The organism is Roseburia sp. TF10-5 (assembly GCF_003462365.1).
In the GTDB taxonomy this organism is placed as follows: domain Bacteria; phylum Bacillota; class Clostridia; order Lachnospirales; family Lachnospiraceae; genus Roseburia; species Roseburia faecis.
The window spans coordinates 1-21,589 of record NZ_QTYW01000020.1 but is presented as its reverse complement, the minus strand read 5'-3'; the positions used below and the strand labels follow the sequence as shown (position 1 = coordinate 21,589).

The following is a 21,589-nucleotide window of genomic DNA, read 5'->3' as shown; positions in this document are numbered from 1 at the left end:
GCTATAGAAATCCGAAACCATTTATTTCATTTGTGCCAGCCGCGCTTCTACCTGAGCCATCATCTGCTCATACTTTGCCAGCTTGTCTTTCTCTTCCTGTACCTTTTCCGGTTTTGCGTTATTTAAGAATTTTTCATTGGAAAGCATGCCCTTAGAACGTGCAAGTTCCTTCGTCAGCTTATCTTTTTCTTTATGCAAACGCTCTTTTTCTTTTTCAAAATCTACCAGATCCTCCAGTGGCAGATAAAGAACTGCTCCCGGAATCACAACGGAAACCGCATCCTCACTGATACCGTTTTTGTCTGCCTGTACTATAATCTCGCTGGTAGAAGCAAGATTTACATATACTTCCTTATTTTCTTCAAAAACAGTGCGAAGCCCTGCATCCTCAGATGTAATATAAAGCTTTGCCTTTCTTGATGGCGGAACATCCATTTCTGTGCGGACATTACGGATTCCCTTAACGAGATCCTTACAGTGCTCAATGGCTGCTTCCTCTGCCGGGAAGTTCCACTCTTCTTTGTACTCCGGCCACTTGGAGAGCATAATCGTCTCTTCCTCTGACTGTAATGTACAGAAGATTTCTTCCGTGATAAATGGCATATACGGATGTAACAGTTTCAATGCCTCGGTCAGTACGGTCTTTAAGGTCCACAGTGCCGCATTGGCAGATACCGGATCTTCATCCTTTTTATAGGTACGGACTTTTGCGATCTCAATGTACCAGTCACAGAACTCATCCCAGATAAAATCGTATACTTTCTGTACGGCAATTCCGAGTTCAAATTTATCCATATTTTCTGTGGCATCTTTTGCAAGGGTATTCACCTTGGAAAGAATCCACTTGTCTGCTGCATGTAACTCATTCTTTGACGGCGTATGGAGTTCAAATCCATCCAGATTCATCATGATAAAACGGGATGCATTCCATACTTTATTGGCGAAGTTACGGGATGCCTCCACACGCTCCCAGTAGAACCGCATGTCATTTCCCGGTGCATTTCCGGTAATCAGTGTCAGACGAAGTGCATCTGCGCCATACTTGTCAATGACTTCCAGTGGATCAATACCATTGCCCAGTGATTTACTCATCTTGCGTCCCTGGGAGTCACGTACCAGTCCGTGGAACAGTACGGTATGGAACGGTGCCTTACCCATCTGCTCATATCCGGAGAAAATCATACGGATAACCCAGAAGAAAATAATATCGTATCCGGTTACCAGCACATCGTTCGGATAGAAATAATCCAGATCCTCGGTCTTTTCCGGCCAGCCTAACGTAGAGAATGGCCACAGTGCAGAAGAAAACCAGGTATCAAGCGTATCCGGATCCTGTGTCATATGTGTACATCCGCACTTCGGACACTTGCCAGGATTTTCGATGGATACTACCATCTCGCCACAGTCATCGCAGTACCATGCCGGAATGCGGTGTCCCCACCACAGCTGACGGCTGATACACCAGTCACGGATGTTGTCGGTCCAGTTAAAGTAGGTCTTGTCCATACGCTTTGGAAGAAGTTTGATATCTCCGTTCTTCACACCTTCCACAGCCGGCTTGATCATCTCATCCATCTTTACAAACCACTGCTGCTTGATCATCGGCTCAACCGTTGTATGACAGCGGTCATGCACACCGACATTGTGGGAATGTGGAACAACTTTTACCAGAAGTCCCTCTTTCTTAAGATCATCCACCAGTGCTTTCCGGCACTCGTAGCGGTCCATTCCGGCATATTTTCCGGCTTTTTCATTCATCGTTGCATCGTCGTTGATGACAACAATTTCTTCCAGATTATGACGCTTTCCAACCTCAAAATCGTTCGGGTCATGTGCCGGAGTGATCTTTACGCATCCGGTTCCAAATTCCTTGTCTACATAAGCATCTGCGATCACCGGTATTTCGCGGTCCGTCATCGGAAGCTTTAAAGTCTTTCCGACAATATCTTTATAACGCTCATCGTCCGGGTTTACTGCCACCGCAGTATCACCAAACAGTGTCTCCGGACGTGTGGTGGCAATCTCTACGAAGCGGCCTTCCTCTCCAACAACCGGATAATTGATATGCCAGAAAAATCCATCCTGCTCTTCATGCTCAACTTCCGCATCGGAAATGGAAGTCTTACATACCGGACACCAGTTGACAATACGGGAACCTTTATAAATCCAGCCCTTCTTATATAACTTGGTGAATACTTCCTGTACCGCATGGGAACATCCTTCATCCATCGTAAAGCGCTCACGCTGCCAGTCTGCGGAAGAACCAAGTTTGCGCAGCTGCTTTACAATACGTCCGCCGTATTCTTTTCTCCACTCCCAGCACTTATCCAGGAACTCTTCACGGGTCAGGTCCGCCTTATTGATGCCCTGCTCTTTTAAACTCTGGATCACCTTTACCTCTGTAGCGATGGATGCGTGATCCGTACCCGGCTGCCACAGTGCATTGTATCCCTGCATTCTCTTGTAGCGGATCAGGATATCCTGCATGGTATTATCCAGTGCATGTCCCATGTGAAGCTGACCGGTAATATTTGGCGGTGGCATCACAATGGTAAACGGTTTCTTGCTGCGGTCTACTTCTGCATGAAAATACCCATTGTCCTCCCACTTCTTATAGAGACGATCCTCTATATCTTTCGGATCGTATGTTTTACTTAATTCTTTGCTCATGTGTTCCTCCTTAATATAAATGAAACGCCCTCTGTACAGAAAGCCTTTTCTTTTTCTGCACAAAGGGCGAAAACTCTCGCGGTACCACCTTTGTAATACTCATCATGTCCTTTAACGGGGACGATCCGGGAATGCCTACAGGGCAATGTACCACATTCAACATTCCAGTTCCGGAGCTACCTTCCACACTGCATCCTGTGGATATCTTACAGCCATTGCAGGAACATTCTGCACAAAAACTCTGCCAATGCTCCACTTCAATGAATATCCTTCTCTTTCAGGAATTCCATGTGTACTCCTCTCCATCATCACTTTTTTATACATAATTTAATCTTACTTGCGGCTCTCTTTTTTGTCAAGAAGATTTCTGTGAAATTCACTATAATTCCTCTTCTACCATGTTCTTTTCCCGATGGAACATATCGTAGATACATGGAATGACAATCAGCGTCAGAACGGTACCATAAACCAGTCCTCCAATCAGTGTGATTGCCATCGGACGCATCATGTCGGAACCGTCACCGATTCCAAGAGCCGTAGTCAACATTGCAAGAACCGTAGTCAGTACCGTCATCAGAATCGGACGCACCCGGGTCTTTCCGGATGAAATAATCGCCTCATGCTTAGAAACACCCGCTTTTCTTGCCTGATTGATATAATCAATCAGTACAATACCGTTGTTTACAATAAGACCTGCCAGCATGATAAATCCAAGCATTGCCAGGACATTGACTTCCTGCCCTGTCAGAAGCAGAGCAATAAAGCCTCCGGTGAAGGCAAGCGGAATCGAGAACATAATGATAAACGGAGAAACGAGTGACTGGAACTGTACCACCATGATCAGATAAATAAAGATAACTGCCAGTATCATCATCAGAACCAGCTGGCTCATGGAATCACTGATGGTTTCATCCTCTCCGGTCATTTCGATGTGATATCCTTCCGGCACTTGCAGTTTATCGATACTCTTTTGGATTTTGTTGCTGAGCAGTGTGACATTATGCTCCTCGTCCACACCACAGGATACCGTGATATAACGCGTCTGTGCATCCCTCTTGATGGTACTAAGGGTTGTCGTATCTTTCATTTCACAGATTTTTGTAAGTGGTATCTCTTTTTCTTTTCCCTCTTTATCTGTATAGGTAAACGTCATCTGCCTGATGTCATCCAGCTTTGTATCTGTCTGTTCCTCGGTCTGCACATAAACCTTGTAATCTTTGACATCTGTAGAAATCGTGGTCGCACTCTTACTGTCAGCCATCTTCGCACTGACAAGCTGGTATACCTGTGCAACGGTATATCCATATTCCGCAGCCTTTTCTTTGTCCACAGATATGGTAAGCTGTGGTTCGGTATCTTCTAATCCATCGTCCACATCCACCGTTCCCTTTGTCTGCTTCATCACATCTGCCACTTCTTTGGCAAGCTTCTGCAGCGTATCAATATCATTTCCTTTAATTCTGACGGAAAGACCGCTGCCGAAATAACTGCTGTAATCCATGGAAGAACTGTTGGTTTCTACTTTGCAGTCCAGATCTTTCGTCCTGCTGACAATTTTTTCTTCCACATCCGATGCTTTGACTTTGGAGTCCTCATCCAGCAGGATATACATGCTGACGCTGTCATTTCCTCCACCCATCAGATTCATCGTGGAATCTCCACCAGCCATCGCTCCGACCGTCTTGATTCCTTTGATTTTTGAGATTCTCTGAATCACATCATCCGATGCCTGTGTTAATTCCTCAAAAGTCAGTTTCTCACCCTCTTTTGCAGAAATCGTGACGGAAAGCTGATTTGTCTCCATATCCATATCCATAAAGTTTAAGCCTTTTGAAAGTGACAGTGCTGCACTTGCGATCAGAAGAACCACCGCAATAATCAGTACCAGTGGTTTGAAACGCAGACACCACTCCAGCACTCTGCCATACCATTCCCGGACGGCATCGAACCACGGATGACGGATATCTTTTGTTTTTCTGAGTGTAACAGAAGCCATCGCCGGGACAAACGTCAATGCCACGACCAGACTCGCTACCAGGGTATATGCAATCGTCAGGGCAAGATCCACAAACAGCTGCCGGGTAATTCCCTCTGTAAAAATAATCGGCGCATAGACGCTGACCGTGGTAAGCGTTGACGCAATGATCGCACCCGTCACCTGTTTTGATCCTTCTACCGCTGCTTTCCGGATGGAATAGCCTTCTCCGCGCAGACGATAAATATTTTCGATGACAACAATTGAGTTGTCCACAAGCATACCAATGCCAAGCATCAGTCCGGACATGGAAATAATATTTAAGGTAATTCCGGTAAAGTACATCAGCACGATTGCAGCGACAACGGAAAGCGGTATGGAACATGCAATCACGATTGTCGGTTTGATATCTTTCAGGAACAGCAGCAATACCAAAATAGCAAGGATTGCCCCCCAGATCATATTCTGCATTACAGAGTTTACAATCATGTCAATGTATACGCCCTGATTCATCAATACATTCAGGTGGAGCTTGGAATCTTCTTTTTCTAACGCTTTAAATTTATCCAGGATACGATTCGTAACTTCTCCGGTAGAATATCCGGTCTGTTTTTCCATCGAAAGCATAATGCCAGGATTGCCATTAATCACGGCATACGTCTCATCGGAATTATCCGTCACTTTGACTTCTGCCACATCCGAAAGACGGATCGTATCGATTCCGTCGATTCCCATATCCATAAGCGGCAGATCTTTTAATTCATCGACATCCTGCACGGCATCTCCCACACGTACCAGATACTCAGTATCCCCATCCATGGCATATCCCGCCGGCATATCAAAATTCTGTGCGGCAAGCAGGCTTGTGATGGTATCTTTGCTCAGCACTTTATTCAGATCTGCGGAATCATGTGCCGTATCTTTGGCTTCATCCAGTTTACTCTGTGCGCTCTCCAAGGAGGAGGCTGCATTGGCCAGTTCGGTAGAAGAAGCACTGACCTGAAGTGCCGTCATGGATGCATTGGCATTCAGCGTATCTAAAGCCGAGGCCAGGCTGACTTTTCCGCTCTCTACCTTCTGCTGTGCACGTTCAATGGTTTTCATTCCTGTATTGACTTTGGTCAGGAGTTTTCCCACTTCTGCGGATGCCGCCGGGAGATCCTCATAGGTATTTACTGTGATTCCAAGCGAGGACAACGCCGAAAACTGCTTTTTCACAACCGCATTAACCTGTTTGATCTGTGCCTGCATCTCACTGCTCTCTGCAAGCTGCGGGTTATCTTTTAATACCGTCACGATTCCGGTATAGGCATCCGACTTCATAAAGGTCTGAATACCGGTCTGGATCTGTTCCAAAGAAGCTTTCTGTTTTTTTAACTCTGCGAGTTGTTTTTTCAGATCCTGTTCCGTCTTGTAGAGCTTCTTCTGCTGATCCATCGTCTGATTAATCGCGCTGTTTAACTGCTCCGATCCCTGACTGATGGAAGACTTTCCACTCTCTACTTTCTTTTTCCCCGCATCAATTTTTTTCTGGGACTTTTCAAACTGTTCATCGATCTTCTTCTGAATCTTTTTATTTAATGCGTCTATCTTGTCCTGATCGAGTGTTACATCTACGCTTTCTTCCAACTGCCCGGCCGTAGTGACAGAAGCCACTCCTTCCAGACTTTCAAGTGCCGGCGCAAGATCATTCTTCACATAATCGGAAAGTGCGTTCGCATCCATGCCATCCTTATCCACCGCTGCAGCCAGCACCGGCATCATGTCCGGATTGACTTTCATAATCATAGGTGTTCCAATGGAATCATCCCATTGCCCGGATACCTGGTCAAGACTCTGCTGGATTTCGATCACCACCGAATCCATATTTGCATTCTGCTCATATTCCAGCGTTACGACGGAATAACTGTTATAGGAAACAGAACTGATATTTTTAATGTTGGACGTTGTTGCCATCGCCGATTCAATCGGCGCTGTCACATCACTTTCCACCTGTTCCGGACTTGCTCCCATATCGGTTGTGATAACCAGCGCATACTGAAAACTCATATCCGGAAGCAGATCTGTCGTCATTTTTGACAACGAGACCGCACCGAGCACGATGACCAGCACAACTGCCACAAGCACGGTATAAGGACGTTTCACACTGTACTTTGAAATCATGTTTTCCTCCTGTAAATTTTTCTTCTGCTGAATAAAGCAGACGCATTGGAAGTGGAACACAGTTCCCAGCGTCTGCTTTTTTCATTATACCGATAATCGGTTCTTTTTTACAAGAGGATTTCCGAAAGCTTTATTTTCTTTTTAGAAACAAAAAAAAGACATCCGTTTCCGAACGTCTTTCTTTCCTGTACTTTGTCCGTTATTTTCTGACTGCTTTATGCGTTCTCCTCCAGTCCATCCTCTTCATCCGAAATAGCTGCAGATGCCCCGGATACTGCTGCAATCACTGCGATCAACGCCCCAAGTACCGCAATCCCGATAATCGCAATCAGAAAAATAAATAACCCCGTTGCTGACATGATTCCATCTCCTTTTGTAATTGATCCCCAAATCCTTTTCACCTGTCTCATCCTTTAAGATACCCGGATAAGTCTCAAAGAATACAATTTCTTTTTTTATTTTATCACAGAACCACTGTCCTCACAATGTTATTTTACTTTAATTTTCATGGAAACTGTCTTTGTCTTTCCGTTCTTCAGTGTTACTTTTGCTTTGATCGTGACGGTTCCCTTCTTCTTTGCTGTAATCTTTCCGTTTTTATCTACTGCTGCAACAGACTTTTTACCAGATGTATATGTAATCTTTTTTACATTATCCAGATCAAGCTTACTGCTTAACTGTATCTTTGTATTCTTTCCCGCTTTGATGGAAGCTGTCGTCTTTTTTACGGCAACCGTTTTTAAAACCGCTTTTTCCACATTTTTTATTTCTGCTGCAGAAAGCATCCGATAATCCGAACCTGCGGCAAGATTCACATGTAATGTGCCATCTTTTCCAACGGTATACGTCTTTGCATTCACCAGTTTATACGCTCCGGTTTTCTTATCCACAACAACGACACTCAGTTTTTTACCTGCGGTTAAGTCTTTTGCATCTGCGGTTACTGTATATCTGATATTTTCTTTTTTATCGGTAACATTTGCAGTAATTGCCACATGGTCTGTTCCGGCAGCTTCCACGATCCTGCTCACCATATCTGCAGAAATCTCTGCCTTGGTACCTGTCACTTCTGCACTTGCTTCCGTTACTTTTCCAGCCGTATCTTTTGTCACGGTAACCGTTACTTCTGCTTTCTCCCCGGAAGCAGTCGTTGCCGTTATGTTCTTTGATTCGGTTGTCTGCTCTGGCTTGTCATCCTTCTTTGTATCATCAGATGGAGTGACGGTTGCAGCGCTGCCGGAGGATGAGCTATCGGAGGATGAGCTGCCGGAAGTATTTGTATCATCCTTTCCTTCCGAAGATGATGCATCCTTATGCAGATACAGCACATCCACTGCTCCCCATCCGCCATCCTCATGTTCTACGCATACACGAAGTTTTACGCTCTTTGTCTTATCCAGTGTAAAAGTTACCTTCGGTGTATGCCAGTCTCCCCATGCGGTCATTGCTGTGGCTTCGCCGGTAAATAATACACTGTCATCTTCTGCATTTAATATCTGCATGGTTACATTTGACTGTGCTCCCTGGGCATATGCTTCCAATGTATAGGTTCCTTTTTCCAGCGTAATTGCTTTCTTATATGTAACAGAACCATTTGCTGCGGATGCTCCGTACCAGCCCATACTGTTTTTTCCGCTCTTTGCATTCTCTGCGGAAGGAATTCCCTTGAACGTGGTTCCGTCTACGGTAAAGTACTCTCCACTGTCAAATTCAACCGCTTCTTTATTTGTAATCAGATTTGCATATTTTACCTGTAAAGTAAGTGTAACATCTACACTGGTTTTTCCTTTATAAGCACCTCTTGTAATTTCTTTGCTCAAAGAAACCGTACCGGAAATCTGATAAGTTCCGGGCTTTGACATATCCGCCTTTTTTACAGATGCTTCATCCCAGGTAACCGCCTCTGCTACCGGTGTTTTGCTATCGGAATACGTAACTTCCACGGAATCCGGAAGTGTAAAATCACTGCCTGCAGTAATCGTCTGTGTCAGTGCAGAATCAAATCCTTCTACACTTACCAGATTCGAAACAGCACCCGTTTTTACATAATTCCATACATGAAGTGCAGGAGTTGCAGTGCCATCCGGATAAAACATGGCTTCATTGTCAACTGCAGAACCGCCATACCATTTGCCTGCATCTTTCGAATCATATTCGTTGGCATAACTTGAAGCCCATCCGCTTCCGTATTTTTCCCACTTTTCCTGATTTTCCTTTACCTGTGCATTGTATGCATCTCCGGTAAGTCCCTGGGTATTTCCGACGGTCAGCCATGCCGGCTCCCAGTAATATACCCCAAGTCCGCCAGCTTCATTTACCGTATTAATCAGATTGCGGATTGCAGTTGCCTGTCCCTGCTCGGTAAACGGCTCCGTTGTGTCAGCTCCGTTATCATTATTTCCAACACGCACTGTATTGGCATGTCCGTCACTGTCTTCTAACGTATAAGCATAACTGGTTTCCGCAACCATCACATCTTTACAATATGTATTCTTTACCGTCTCAAACTGCTGTTTTAAGTTATCTAATGTTCCATGCCAGTATGGATAATAACTGGTGGCAAGAATATCATAATCAACATTGTTGTCCTGCAGATTTCCTGCCCATGTTACCATGGTTCCTTTATGTGGGCTTTCCACATGGATGACGACTTTGACATCCGGATTGTACGTTTTTACACCGGCTGCGCCCGCTGAAAATAATACACACATATTGCTAACATTTGTCTCACCGATAAATCCACCCGTTGTCTCATTTCCAACCTGCACCATATCCACAACATCTTTTGATGGATCAATGGTATTTAAGGATTCTGTGATATAAGTATTTAATGCCTCTTTTTTCTGTTCAAGGGTGTACCCTTTCCATGCTTTCGGTTCCTGCTGCTTGCCCGGATCTGTCCACAGATCAGAGCAGTGGAAGTCAACTAACATTTTTAATCCGGCACTACGGCATGCATCTGCAAATTCCTTTGCTTTTACCACATCATTGTTTCCTCCGCCATAGCCGTTGCCATTGGCATCATACGGGTTATTCCATACACGGACACGAATGTGATTGATGCCCTGCTCTTTGATAAACCTGCAGATGTCATCTAAGGTTGCCAGTTCGTTTCCGTCATAGTCACGGTATACTACACCGCTTTCCAGCTCGGAGATCATGGAGGAGATGTCCATTCCCATGATGAAATCAGAAGATAACTTGTTGACTTTTGTAACAGCGATCGGTGCATCTTTCACACTGTTGGATGCTTCGTTCACTGTAAGTTCTATTTTCTTTTCTGCGATGTCGTTCCAATTTGCATCCTGAAGCTTTGCCTGAATTTCATTTGTTCCAGTTGTCCCTAACGTTGTCTGCAAAGTCAGTGCATAACCGTTTTTGTCATCATAATTTATAAATTCAGCCGAACTGCCTGTCGTATTGTTCCACCAATACAGATGTAATCCTGCGGCTTCTAAATCTGTGATTTCGGTCTGTCCTTTTTTCAATACGGCTGTCAGAGTAACTGTGTCTCCTGCTTCTACTGTAGTGTTGTCTGCGGTGATCTGCAGATTGTATTCGGTGGAATTGTCAGTATCATTATCATCTTCTAAAGCTTTAACCATACTAAAATTATCTAGATCAAACCATCCACTCGCCTGCAAATCAACTCTGATCTGTATAGTTATTTCTGAATCGTTCTCTACTTTTACAGTATCCGTCGTTGTCTTAAAATTATCCCAATCACCATAAAGAAGTTCTTTGGACTGCGTATTGTTTTCTTCCCTAATCTGTATATTTCCAGAAACATTTCCTCCGTCCATATCCACAGATACAATATAACTGCCAGAAGTAACTTGTATTTTTCTAGTAATTGTTACTTGATTTTCAACAGGTGATTTAAACACCCACCATTTGGTAACATTATTCTTTGCCCATTGGTTTGCACTTCTTTCTACTGTAACACCCTCTAAGGTTTTCCATGCAACATCCCAGTTCTCATCAGCATCATTTTCCATATCATCCGAATAAATAACTGAATCCTCCGCAGCCTGCACGCTCTCCTTCCCGACATTCCACACCCCAAGCTGTGTCACTACCATGGCAAGTGCCAGAAGAAAACTGAGCACTCTCCTGTTCCAATGTTTTTTCGCTTTCATACACGATCCTCCCTCTTTTGACACAAATACGACAGCTCTGATATCCTCTCCCTTTTCACCAGATCTATCGTATTGCGCAACCGTTTGTTTTGTTGATAGTCCTAATATAGCACGTGCGCAACCGTTTATTCAATTGACGGAGATCCCAACATTTTTCTCATCATTTTATACACATTTCACATATATTTTTGTTGTAAAAAAGATATTTTGCACAAAATAAAAAAGGTGCAGTGTAACAAATTCCTGCGCCTTTTTTGATATTTTATGCAATTATCCCTGTATTTTTGTTATTTTTTTGTTTATTGCCAGTTTTTATAAGGTATTTGCCTATATTTTTTCAGATGGTTGTAAACACTTTTACCAATGCCCTTGAGATGCTTTACTTCAATTTTTTTATCATGGATTTTAATTCAATTTCTTCCAATTCTGTTGCATCCATAATCTGTTCTAACGAGTACCCTTTCTTATGCATATTTAAAATTACTTTTTCAATTTCTCTTTGCTGGCCCTCGGCAATTCCGGCTTTTCTCCCCTCAGCAATTCCAGCTTCTTTAATGCCCTGACTCAAATTACACATAATACTCACTTCCTCCTTAAAACTTTCTTCCATTGGAATATGATATTCCTGTTCCATAATTTTCATTTTTTGCTGTTGTGATAATTCACTGGAAAACATGGCAGATAACAATCTATGCAGCCCATATTCATTATGACGCTGCGGAAGCGCATTCGTCAAGCCGATCATAACAATATTCAACAGATTCAAATTCCCTTTCCAATTATGTTTTCCGAGTAAATCTTCTTTTGTTAAATGAATATGACACATACTGTTTTCCGGCATGTTCATACAAACCCATATACTATAGACTGTCTTTATATCATTATAATTTGATTTTACAAAATCCCGTTCCTTCTGTGAAGAAATCAGTCTGCTTACATAAAAAATAGCGCGGTTTAAAATCTGATAGGAACCGGGTTCATCTTTTTGGGCTTCCACATTGATAATCATCTGTGCCAACCCGTTTCTCATTCGCACATAAAAAATAATATCAAATCGAACCAGTCCTTCATTTCTTTCTCCTGCTTCTGTATTTAGTCCTACAATCCTTTTCCCCTCCACATTCCTGTCCTTGTTGGTCAGTCCGGATGCAACCGGTATTTTGCTGATATATGGATCTCCTTCTATCAGGGAAACTACTTTTTCGATTTCCATCCCTTGAAATTCTTCCACTGTTCTAACTAAAATGTGAGCCAATACATACTTTTGTGCTAACAGACGCTTTGCGCTTTCATCATACTGTGCCTCGCTATCAGCTGCCTGTATGGCATTCTTTATCTCTGTGTTCAAATAAAACCTCCTCTTACATAAAAATCCCCATCAAAAAATCTCCCCAAAAGAACGTATGTGATTTTATTGTAAAAGATATTGATTCTGATAGCAAATTAAATTTTTATAAATCTATTTTTCTCTCTATTTCATTGCTCCCAAAAAATTTTAGGACCCCCCTATACTTTTGAGATCCCCTTCAAAAAATAATAAATTTTTTCTGCAAGTAAAAAAACTGCCCACCCGTTATGGATGGACAGTTTTCACTAAGCACCTATTCAATTATTCTACAGTAAACGTAACCGTATATATCAAATCATCACTTTGTGCAATAAGATCTCCCCACTCATCAGGATTATCTGATTCCTTACTACACTCAAAATTATAACATATTTTAACTGTATATACCTTTCCTGATTCCAGTTGTTCAGGAACAGTAAATGTAACAAGCAAATTGTTATCTTTATCATAAGAATTCAGCGACCAATAGCCATCCCAAAGCAACTTGTTCATTTCATCATCACACCGAAAATCAAAGTCTCCATGTTCAAAACCGTCCTTCGGCTTTGCATAACATACAACCTTCAATCCTTTCAGCGGAATAGAAATTCTATCACCTGCCTTAACATTTCCAACATTAACATTCTTTGCGTTCTCATCAGCCTCCGCAAGACAAATAGTTTCTTCCCCACCTGTTGTAGCTGTTGAACTTCCATAATACTCATCTACATCAATAATTCTCTTATATACAACATACTCTGTATTTTCTTTAAGACCGGACATTTCATAGCATCCAAAATCATCCGACTCATTTCCTTGTACCCACTCATCCTCTGTTATAGCGGAAATTGCTGTACCGCTAGTAACACAAGCATATTCATAAGTTGGCTCAACTGCTACCACCAGAGAATGTTTCAAAATATGTTTGATTTCAGGCGCAGATACCTGAATTTCAGATTCTGTACATACAAATGTCACATCATCATATAACTCATATTTTGCATCATTATCTCCGTAGATTGCAATCCACATAGCAGCGGTTAATTCGGATCCATTAACTGTATACTTTTCTTCATAATTTACTTCCAAATCAAGGGTTTTAAGTGCCGGATCTTCATTAAACTTTTCCATAATTCCATCAAGTAAAACCTTCTGACAAATCTTAGGATTCTTTAAAGCAGAAACTGAAGCAGTTGGTTTCGACTGTTCATACTCCTTTATAACCTTCTGCGCCTCATCCATAACACTCCATACACTATCGTTATATGTAAACTCCTGTGTATAAGTTTTTCCCTGTAAAAGCATAGTAAAAGTATACGTTCCGTTTACCATATCAGACGCTAATGTGACATAATATCCACTCTCTCCATCAGCATCCCTTTTGATTTCTGCTGCTCTGATACTTCTGCCATTTGCATCTGTAACCGTAATATTCTCATTTGCCACTGTTTCCGGCACGATTTTCACATCATCTGGATAAATAGATAATTTATTTCTTCCCATTACAGAAAATTCCCCTATTTTTCCAATAGAAGGAACTGGAGTTATTCCCCCTCCAGAAGATGAACCTCCACCTGTTGCGCCACCGCCATTATTATTGGCATCTGTATTGTCTGCTACATCCGTAACTTTTCCTGCATTATCTACTTTTGAAGTGGTATCTTTTGCCACGTCCTTGCTTCCTGCCGGAGTCGTAACCGTTACTGCCTGTGTTGTCTCATTCTTTACGGTTACTTCTGCTTTATCAGATGTGGTCTCTACCTTACTTCCCTCTGCACCTTTGGTCAGGTTCAGTGCGATCGGCGCTGCTGCCTTTACCTCTACCGGTGTACTGGAAGTTACATTTGCACCTGCCGCTTTTTCATTTACGGTAACAGGTACTGCTGCGGTTGTCTTTCCTTCTACAGTCACATTCACCGGAGCATCAATCGTAATGCCGGAAAGGGTTCCATCTACCACCAGTTTTACATTTCCCTTTGATCCGGAAACCATAATTTTTGCAACGGTAGCACCGGTTTCAACAATCACACGTGCATCACCGGTTGCACTGACCGTAATAACATTTCCTTTTGCATTCTCGCGGTAGGTATTCGGCTTGATTGCCTGAATATCAATAGACTTGAATTTTCCGTTATTCACAACATCCGCATTCGGCGCGTTGATCACCAGATCCACCTTACTGTAATTGCCCTGCGGTACCGTAAATGTAACAGCTCCCTGTGTCGCAACTGTGATCTTTGTAACATTTTTGTTTTTCAGAGCCTTTTCCAGTTCGCTCTGAGAACCAACGGTCAAGCTGGTAACTTTTGCTGTTTTCTTAACCGCAACCTTGCAAGTGAGTTTGGTTGTCTTGCCATTTTTTGTTGTTACCTTACAGGTAACGACAGCATTTCCGGCTTTTACTGCCTTTACTACTCCCTTTTTGGAAACGGTTGCAATGGATTTCTTATTGCTGGACCACTTCAATTTTGCCTTTTTCCCTGCATTCTTTACTTTCAGGGTCTTTTTCTGTCCCACCTGAAGTGTCATTGTCTTTGCATTTAATCTTGTTTTTTTGGTTGCTGCATATGCCGCTGATGGCTGATAGATCGTGATGATCATCGCAAATGCCAGTACAAATGCAAGCAGTTTTTTCATTTGTTTCATAGTCATCCTCCTGACAATGATTCATATCCTTTGAAATTCAGATATATTATTTTACTGTAAATGAAGCTTCTCCATCCGGAATTCCTTCTGCGGTAACGCTCACCTTATGCTCTCCTGCGGAAAGTCCTGTAGCATCCACCCAGATAACAAATACACCATCTCCATTTAAAAAAGCATCCTTAGGTTTTACTTCTGTACCATCTACTTTAATCACAAAATCTTTTCCATCCAGCTTTGGTGTACAGATAACGTACAGGGTTCCGTCAGATACCCAAGGCTCTTCTCCGTCCGGAAACATTCCATCAATCTTTAATGCAGTAAATTTAAAGGATTTTGTCACGGTCTTATACCCTTTTTTCTGGATAGCAAAGGTATGTTTTCCATTTGTAAGTTTCTTTGTAAGTGTAACATAAGAAACTACACGCTCTCCATCCTTATCTGTCCATGTACTGTAATCCTTTTTCCCGAGTTTCTTTCCATCCAGTACATAAGTTGCGCCCTTGATTTCCTCTCCCGGATAAGAAATAGTTTCTCCACCAGTGAATACACTAATATCCTTTGCTGCAATTCCAAGTGATTTTGCTGCTTTTACGGTAACCTTACATGAATATGCAGCTTTTGTCTTTGTATCCTTTGCTGTAACAGTACAGGTGCCTTTCTTTACGCCTTTTACCAGTCCCTTTTTATCAACAGTGGCAATCTTCTTATCGGAAGTTTTCCAGGTTACGGATTTTACTCCTTTCACAGTCAGTGAAACCGTCTCTGTTTCATAAATAGAAACCGATTTCTTGTTCAGTTTTCCCGCAGCCTGCACCGGTGTTACCATGGCACATGTTAAAACCATTGCCAATGCTAAAACCATTACCACTGCTTTTTTCAGCTTGTTCATAATCATTTCCTCCTTATTTTAAATAATATTTTTTACATATTGATTCTACCCCCACCCGAAAAGATATGTCAATGTGAAATTCTTTTTTCATCCAGAAGCAAATATTATGTATCGTTACATTCTCTGATATTTTCTGCCCATAATCCCTTCTCTGGCTTCTGGAATATGAGTTTCATGAAAAAACAGGACATATAGAGGAAAATTTTTATATTATATCCCCATTTTCTCATCAGTCAGGACATATACGAAAAAAACTGTTTGTTATGTCCCTTGTAAATGTCATAATAGGACATTTTTACCACCTTTACGTCTATATGTCCCATTTGACTGTTTCAGAAGGACTTTTTTGTTATCGTTTTGTCTATATGTCCCATGCCGCTGCCACAGCAGGACATTTTTGTCACTCTCCTGTCTATATGTCCCACTTTCCTTATTCACTGGGATATTTTTCGACCTTTATCCTTTATATGTCCCGTCTGGTTCTTTCAGCCGGTTTTTATGTAGAACAGAAATGTTTCGCAAAGGGAAATCCGTATATCTGTTGGTTTCAATAACCAAAAAGCCGGGAAATACACAACTCAATGTATTACCGCCTCCGTCGTCTTTTGTTTTTCGGCATTATCCGCAATCTGTTTTCCTGTTGCATCCATATGAAAGTTTTCCTTCATAATCAGCTTTGAGATCGGCACAATCTTGTATCCCTGTTCCTCCAGATTCGTCAGCATGGTATCCAGCGCATCCGCTGTATATTTTGCCCCATTATGGCAGAGAATGATCGCCCCCGGTGCAAGTGCTTTATGATTGCAAACCGTCGTGATAATAGAATCCACACCATAATTCTTCCAATCCAGACTATCCACTGACCACTGAATCGGATAATAATGCATGGCGTACGCCGTCTTGATCACATCATTGTCGTAAGCCCCATAAGGCGGTCGAAACAGATACATCTCATAACCGGTCAGTTTTTTTACCTTATCATGCACAGTTTTTAATTCACTGTCTTTTTCCTCCTGGGAAATTGTCGTCATGTCATAATGATGCTCACTGTGGTTTCCCAGATCATGGCCTCTTTTTACCAGCTCTTTCACACAATCAGGGTTATCTTCTACCCAGCCTCCGGTCATAAAAAATGTCACCTTTACTTTATGTTTATCCAAAACATCCATGATACGTGGAAAATCTTCTGCTCCCCATGCAGCATCGAAGCTGAGTGCTACTTTCTTTTCTGTTGTGTCTACACAGTAAATCGGAAGTTCACGATCCCCGACCTTAGCACTTGTAATCACTGCAGATGTCGCCTGATACGAGACAAACATCAGACAGCAAATAAGAGCCATGACAAGAAAACCGTTTCCGATCTTCCTGCATGACTCTTTTTTTAATTCACGATGTATTTTTTTGAACATAATAACTCCATCAAATGTCTTTGTAGAGTATATGTACCATTCCAAAAATTTAGACGCAATTTATGCCTGCAGCTCATCCGCTCTCTGAATGAAATCAATCACCACAAGAATTGACTGCAGTGCTGCTTTCTCTGCAAATGTTGCATAATCCATAGAAGCTCCCTCTCCATCCGAAATGGAACGTAAAATTGCAAACGGAACTTTATTTACATAACAGACATGTCCGATAGATCCGCCTTCCATCTCACAGGCAATCGCATCAAACCTCTCATGAATCTTTGTCTTCTGCTCCGGTGTGCTGACAAACAGATCCCCTGTGGCAATCGTTCCGACATGATAGTGAATTCCTTTTTCTGCCAGGCAGCTGCCCAGCAGTCTGCACATTTTTTCGTCTGTCGGCAGATACACTTCGTTGATACCGGAAAGAAGTCCAACCGGATCTCCCAGAGGTGTCGTATTCATATCGTGCTGCACTACCTTATCTGCCACAGCAACATCCATTACCCCAAGTTCTTTGCAAAGTGTGCCACCCACGCCGATATTGATCACATAATCCACATGAAACTCCAGAATCATTGCCTCCGCACAGATTGCGGCAAACACCTTGCCGATTCCACACACTGCTGCAACCACTTCCTTATCTCCAATGGTTCCGCACACATAGGTAACGCCACTGTATTCCTTCGTGCTGATATCGCTCATGGATGCTTTCAGGTTATCCACCTCAATCTGCATCGCACCAATTACTCCGATTCTCATGTATCTTTTCCTCCTGCAATCTGTTTTATTCTGGATATGTAAAATCCATATTTGTCTGTTCTTCCAGCACAGCAAGATAGGTTGCCGCTTCTGCCTTTGCCGCTGCGAGAGATAAATTTTCATAATGTCCGCACTCAATTGCAGACTTACCGAATACCTCTCCTTTATGATCATAAATCTGTCTCAAAACCTCTTTTGTCATGGCAAACACTTCTTTGGGACTTCTGCTGTTACGAACCAGCAGATAAAATCCGGTCTGACATCCCATCGGTCCAAAATAGACAACTTCATTTCCCATCTCGGAATTGCGAATATAGGTAGCAAACATATGCTCCAGGGAATGCATGGTTGCATTGTCCATATAATCTCCTGCGTTCGGCTTGCGCGTACGCAGATCATAGGTAATCACATCCCCATCTTCACGGGAAATATAAAATCCCGGCATCAGAAGATTGTGATTGATTGTAAAACTCTTAATTCGATTCATTTTGTGCCTCCTGCAAAAAACTACTATTTCTTGATCAGAGTTCCCATACCACCGGTAATCTCTCCTGCTTCTTTATTTAATTTGGTTACAAGAACAGAGCGGATCGCAGACTCTCCAATGAAGTCAATTGCAGCTTCAATCTTAGGTGCCATGGTTCCTTCTCCGAATTCTCCTGCCGCAAGATATTTCTTTGCATCGGCAAGAGAAAGTGTATCCAGCTTTACCTCGTCTTCTTTGCCATAATTCAGGCAAACCTTATCTACACTCGTAAGGATCACCAGCATATCAGCATCCAGAAGTTCTGCAAGCTTTCCGGCTGCAAGATCCTTCTCAATGACAGCACTGGCTCCCTGCAGACGGTTGTTCTGTGCCAGAACCGGGATTCCGCCTCCACCACAGGCAATGACAACCTGATCGGCATCGGACAGTGCGGAAATTGCATCAATTTCCACGATATCCATTGGCTTTGGAGATGCCACAATACGGCGGTATCCACCTTCCACCTCTGTCACATGATTCCCCTTCTTTTCTTCTTCCTCTGCTTCTTCTTTTGTCATCACACGACCGATCACTTTGGTTGGATGATAAAATGCCTCATCATACGGATCAACGACAACCTGTGTCAGAACCGTAGAAACTGTCTTATAGATTCCGCGGTTTAATAACTCGGTACGAATGGCATTCTGCAGATCATATCCGATATATCCCTGACTCATCGCAGAGCAGACAGATGTCGGAGTTGCTGTATATTCCGGATACAGACGGCAGAATTCGTTCATTGCCGTATGGATCATGCCAACCTGCGGTCCATTGCTGTGTGTAATAACCACCTGATAATCTTCGCGGATAAAATCCGCAACTGCTTTTGCAGTACGCGCAGCTGCCTTCTGCTGTTCCGGCAGTGTACTTCCAAGAGCTTCATGTCCCAATGCGATTACAATTCTTTTCTTTTTCATACATCCTCCTAACTCTCCAACCCCGGCTTATGCTTCCAGGAATCTTTTTCTGGAGATAAAATTATACGTAGTAACTAACATGGTGGAGAATATTTTTGCTACTGCATAAAACATTCCTAAATGTTCTACGGCAAACCACATGATCATCTGGTTCATCACAAGCCCGATCATACTGAGTGCCACAAAAATAACCATCTCCTGTGCCTTCGTCATGTCTTCCTTTCCAGTAAAAACAAAACGCATGCTCAGGATATAATTCACAATAACGGATACGGTAAACGACACGGCACTGGATGCAAAATAATGCATGATATGTGTCTCTGTCAAAAAGATCATCAGTCCATAATCAATGCCAAAGCACAATCCACCGACCGCACCAAACTTACAGAACTGAATGATCAAATCTTTTATCCTATTCATTTTTGTCTGACTCCTGTTTCTAAAACTGCAACTACCCCATGGCATTATCCTGCTGCCACAGGCAGTGTTGCTTTAAAATACAAAATAGATTGCCCGAATTATGTTCGGACAATCTATTATAGCGCATCTTATGCAATTTGTCATTAATTATTTGATCCACCAAATCCATCGAAGAAACCGGAGTTGCCGGAATTATCGGAATTTTCCGAGTTTCTGGAATCGCCGGAGTTACCGGAATCCTGTGAGTTCTGAGAATCATTGGAATTATCGGAACTGCTCTCTGAGACAAAATCTGACTGTGCAGCCAGTGTTACAGTAATGGATTTTTCCTTGTAACCATTTCCTAACCGCTCAATGGTCATCTTTACCTCGTCTCCCGACTTATGGGATGCAATCAGCTGTTTCAGCTGCGTCATACCTGTAATTGTCTGGCCGTCAAATTCTGTAATAATATCCCCTTGACGAAGTCCTGCTTTTTCTGCCGGTGATCCGGAGACAACCTGATATACATATACCCCCTGCGGCATGTTATAAGCACTGGCAACACTGGAAGAAATATCCTGTCCCTGAATGCCGAGGAACGCAGCCTTGGACTGATCTACCTGTCCTTTTTCAATCAGCTGTTCAACGATCGGCATGGCATCTGACATCGGGATTGCATAACCAAATCCCTCTACACTCGTATCAGAATATTTTGCAGAGTTGATACCAACGACCTCTCCGCTTGCATTCAGCAGCGCACCACCGCTGTTGCCAGGGTTAATTGCTGCATTGGTCTGGATCATGTTGTTATTGACCACGGTCTCTCCGGTCTGTTCATCCTGCACGGTAACGGTTCTTCCTAACGCACTGATAATACCGTTGGTAACGGACTGTCCGTAACCAAGTGCATTGCCGATGGCGATAACGCCCTGACCAACTTCCAAGGTATCGGTATCCTCGTTTACCGTAGCTACCTTGATTTCTTTTAATGTAGAATCCTTAATATCACTCAATGCTACTTTGACTACCGCCAGATCATCCGAAGCATCGGTTCCCTGCACCTTACATTCTACGGTTTCGTTATCCACAAACTGCACTTTCAATGAATCGGCATCTGCAACAACGTGATTGTTTGTCGCAATGTAAAGATATTTGCTGTCCTGTTTGATAATAATACCGGACCCTGCACTCTCACTCTGCTGCTGCTGTGTCCCCCAGAATGTCTGATAGGATACCGTTCCGGTATTTGTAATTGCCACAATGCTCGGCATTGCCTCTTTTGCGATTCCGGAAACATCGGAAAGATCCGCTGCATTGCCGGTACTCGTCTGGCTGACTTTTGCGGAAGAAGAACTCTTTGAACTGCTTACATTCTGTCCGGAAACTCCCAGCGCTTTGGTTCCTACATAGCTGACTCCGGTAAATACACCTCCGGCTACCAGACCAAAGACCAGAGCAACTGCCGCACACTTACCAATGGTAGCTCCGAATCCGGATCTGCGACGCGGTTTCCGGGGTGCCGGGCCTCCTGTCGGCTGCTGATACGGATTGTACGCATTGTATGATGTATTCTGGTATGTCTGTCCCTGACTGTTACTATTGTACGGATTGTATCCATTCTGATTATTTTGTGTACTCTGATTCTGATTTTGATTCATATTATTATAATAGTTGTTATCCATAATGAAAAACTCCTTTCCTGTTTTCTAAGGAGTAGGCGTTTGCGAAACGCCAAACACCGCATAAATACGGTATTTTTTGTTGTTA

General features: G+C 42.8%; 13 protein-coding genes. All 13 read right to left on the bottom strand.

What is annotated here, in order from left to right:
- Positions 1-21 precede the first annotated feature (21 nt).
- Positions 22-2,670 (bottom strand): valine--tRNA ligase, encoded by a 2,649-nt coding sequence (locus DXD06_RS14365; protein ID WP_117832716.1) that lies wholly within the window; start codon positions 2,668-2,670, stop codon positions 22-24.
- A gap of 379 nt (positions 2,671-3,049) precedes the next feature.
- A complete protein-coding gene (locus DXD06_RS14360; RefSeq protein WP_117832714.1) occupies positions 3,050-6,808 on the bottom strand; it encodes an efflux RND transporter permease subunit in 3,759 nt (1,252 codons plus the stop codon).
- Positions 6,809-7,023: 215 nt separating this feature from the next.
- Positions 7,024-7,167 carry a hypothetical protein gene (locus DXD06_RS17305; RefSeq protein WP_022045464.1) on the bottom strand — a complete coding sequence of 48 codons (144 nt, stop codon included), beginning with the start codon at positions 7,165-7,167 and terminating at the stop codon, positions 7,024-7,026.
- 129 nt (positions 7,168-7,296) lie between these two features.
- Positions 7,297-10,947 carry a glycosyl hydrolase 53 family protein gene (locus tag DXD06_RS14355; RefSeq protein ID WP_117832712.1) on the bottom strand — a complete coding sequence of 1,217 codons (3,651 nt, stop codon included), beginning with the start codon at positions 10,945-10,947 and terminating at the stop codon, positions 7,297-7,299.
- A 379-nt stretch (positions 10,948-11,326) separates the two neighbouring features.
- Positions 11,327-12,295, bottom strand: coding sequence for a hypothetical protein (locus tag DXD06_RS14350; protein ID WP_117832710.1), 969 nt, complete (start codon positions 12,293-12,295; stop codon positions 11,327-11,329).
- Between the two features lie 261 nt (positions 12,296-12,556).
- Positions 12,557-14,920 (bottom strand): Ig-like domain-containing protein, encoded by a 2,364-nt coding sequence (locus DXD06_RS14345; protein WP_158569551.1) that lies wholly within the window; start codon positions 14,918-14,920, stop codon positions 12,557-12,559.
- Positions 14,921-14,966: 46 nt separating this feature from the next.
- The gene (locus tag DXD06_RS14340) at positions 14,967-15,809 is read right to left on the bottom strand and encodes an Ig-like domain-containing protein (RefSeq protein WP_158569550.1); all 843 of its coding nucleotides are present in this window, start codon (positions 15,807-15,809) and stop codon (positions 14,967-14,969) included.
- A 578-nt stretch (positions 15,810-16,387) separates the two neighbouring features.
- On the bottom strand, positions 16,388-17,218 hold the full coding sequence (locus DXD06_RS14335) for a polysaccharide deacetylase family protein (RefSeq protein WP_117832705.1): 831 nt from the start codon (positions 17,216-17,218) through the stop codon (positions 16,388-16,390).
- 60 nt (positions 17,219-17,278) lie between these two features.
- A complete protein-coding gene (locus DXD06_RS14330) occupies positions 17,279-17,977 on the bottom strand; it encodes a 5'-methylthioadenosine/adenosylhomocysteine nucleosidase (protein WP_022045458.1) in 699 nt (232 codons plus the stop codon).
- Positions 17,978-18,002: 25 nt separating this feature from the next.
- The gene (locus DXD06_RS14325) at positions 18,003-18,464 is read right to left on the bottom strand and encodes an S-ribosylhomocysteine lyase (RefSeq protein ID WP_055066941.1); all 462 of its coding nucleotides are present in this window, start codon (positions 18,462-18,464) and stop codon (positions 18,003-18,005) included.
- Between the two features lie 23 nt (positions 18,465-18,487).
- The gene (gene arcC, locus DXD06_RS14320) at positions 18,488-19,420 is read right to left on the bottom strand and encodes a carbamate kinase (protein ID WP_022045456.1); all 933 of its coding nucleotides are present in this window, start codon (positions 19,418-19,420) and stop codon (positions 18,488-18,490) included.
- A 27-nt stretch (positions 19,421-19,447) separates the two neighbouring features.
- Positions 19,448-19,840 carry a GtrA family protein gene (locus DXD06_RS14315; RefSeq protein WP_070103597.1) on the bottom strand — a complete coding sequence of 131 codons (393 nt, stop codon included), beginning with the start codon at positions 19,838-19,840 and terminating at the stop codon, positions 19,448-19,450.
- Positions 19,841-19,983: 143 nt separating this feature from the next.
- Complete coding sequence (locus DXD06_RS14310; protein WP_117832703.1) at positions 19,984-21,504, bottom strand: S1C family serine protease; 1,521 nt, start codon at positions 21,502-21,504, stop codon at positions 19,984-19,986.
- Between the last annotated feature and the right edge of the window lie 85 nt (positions 21,505-21,589).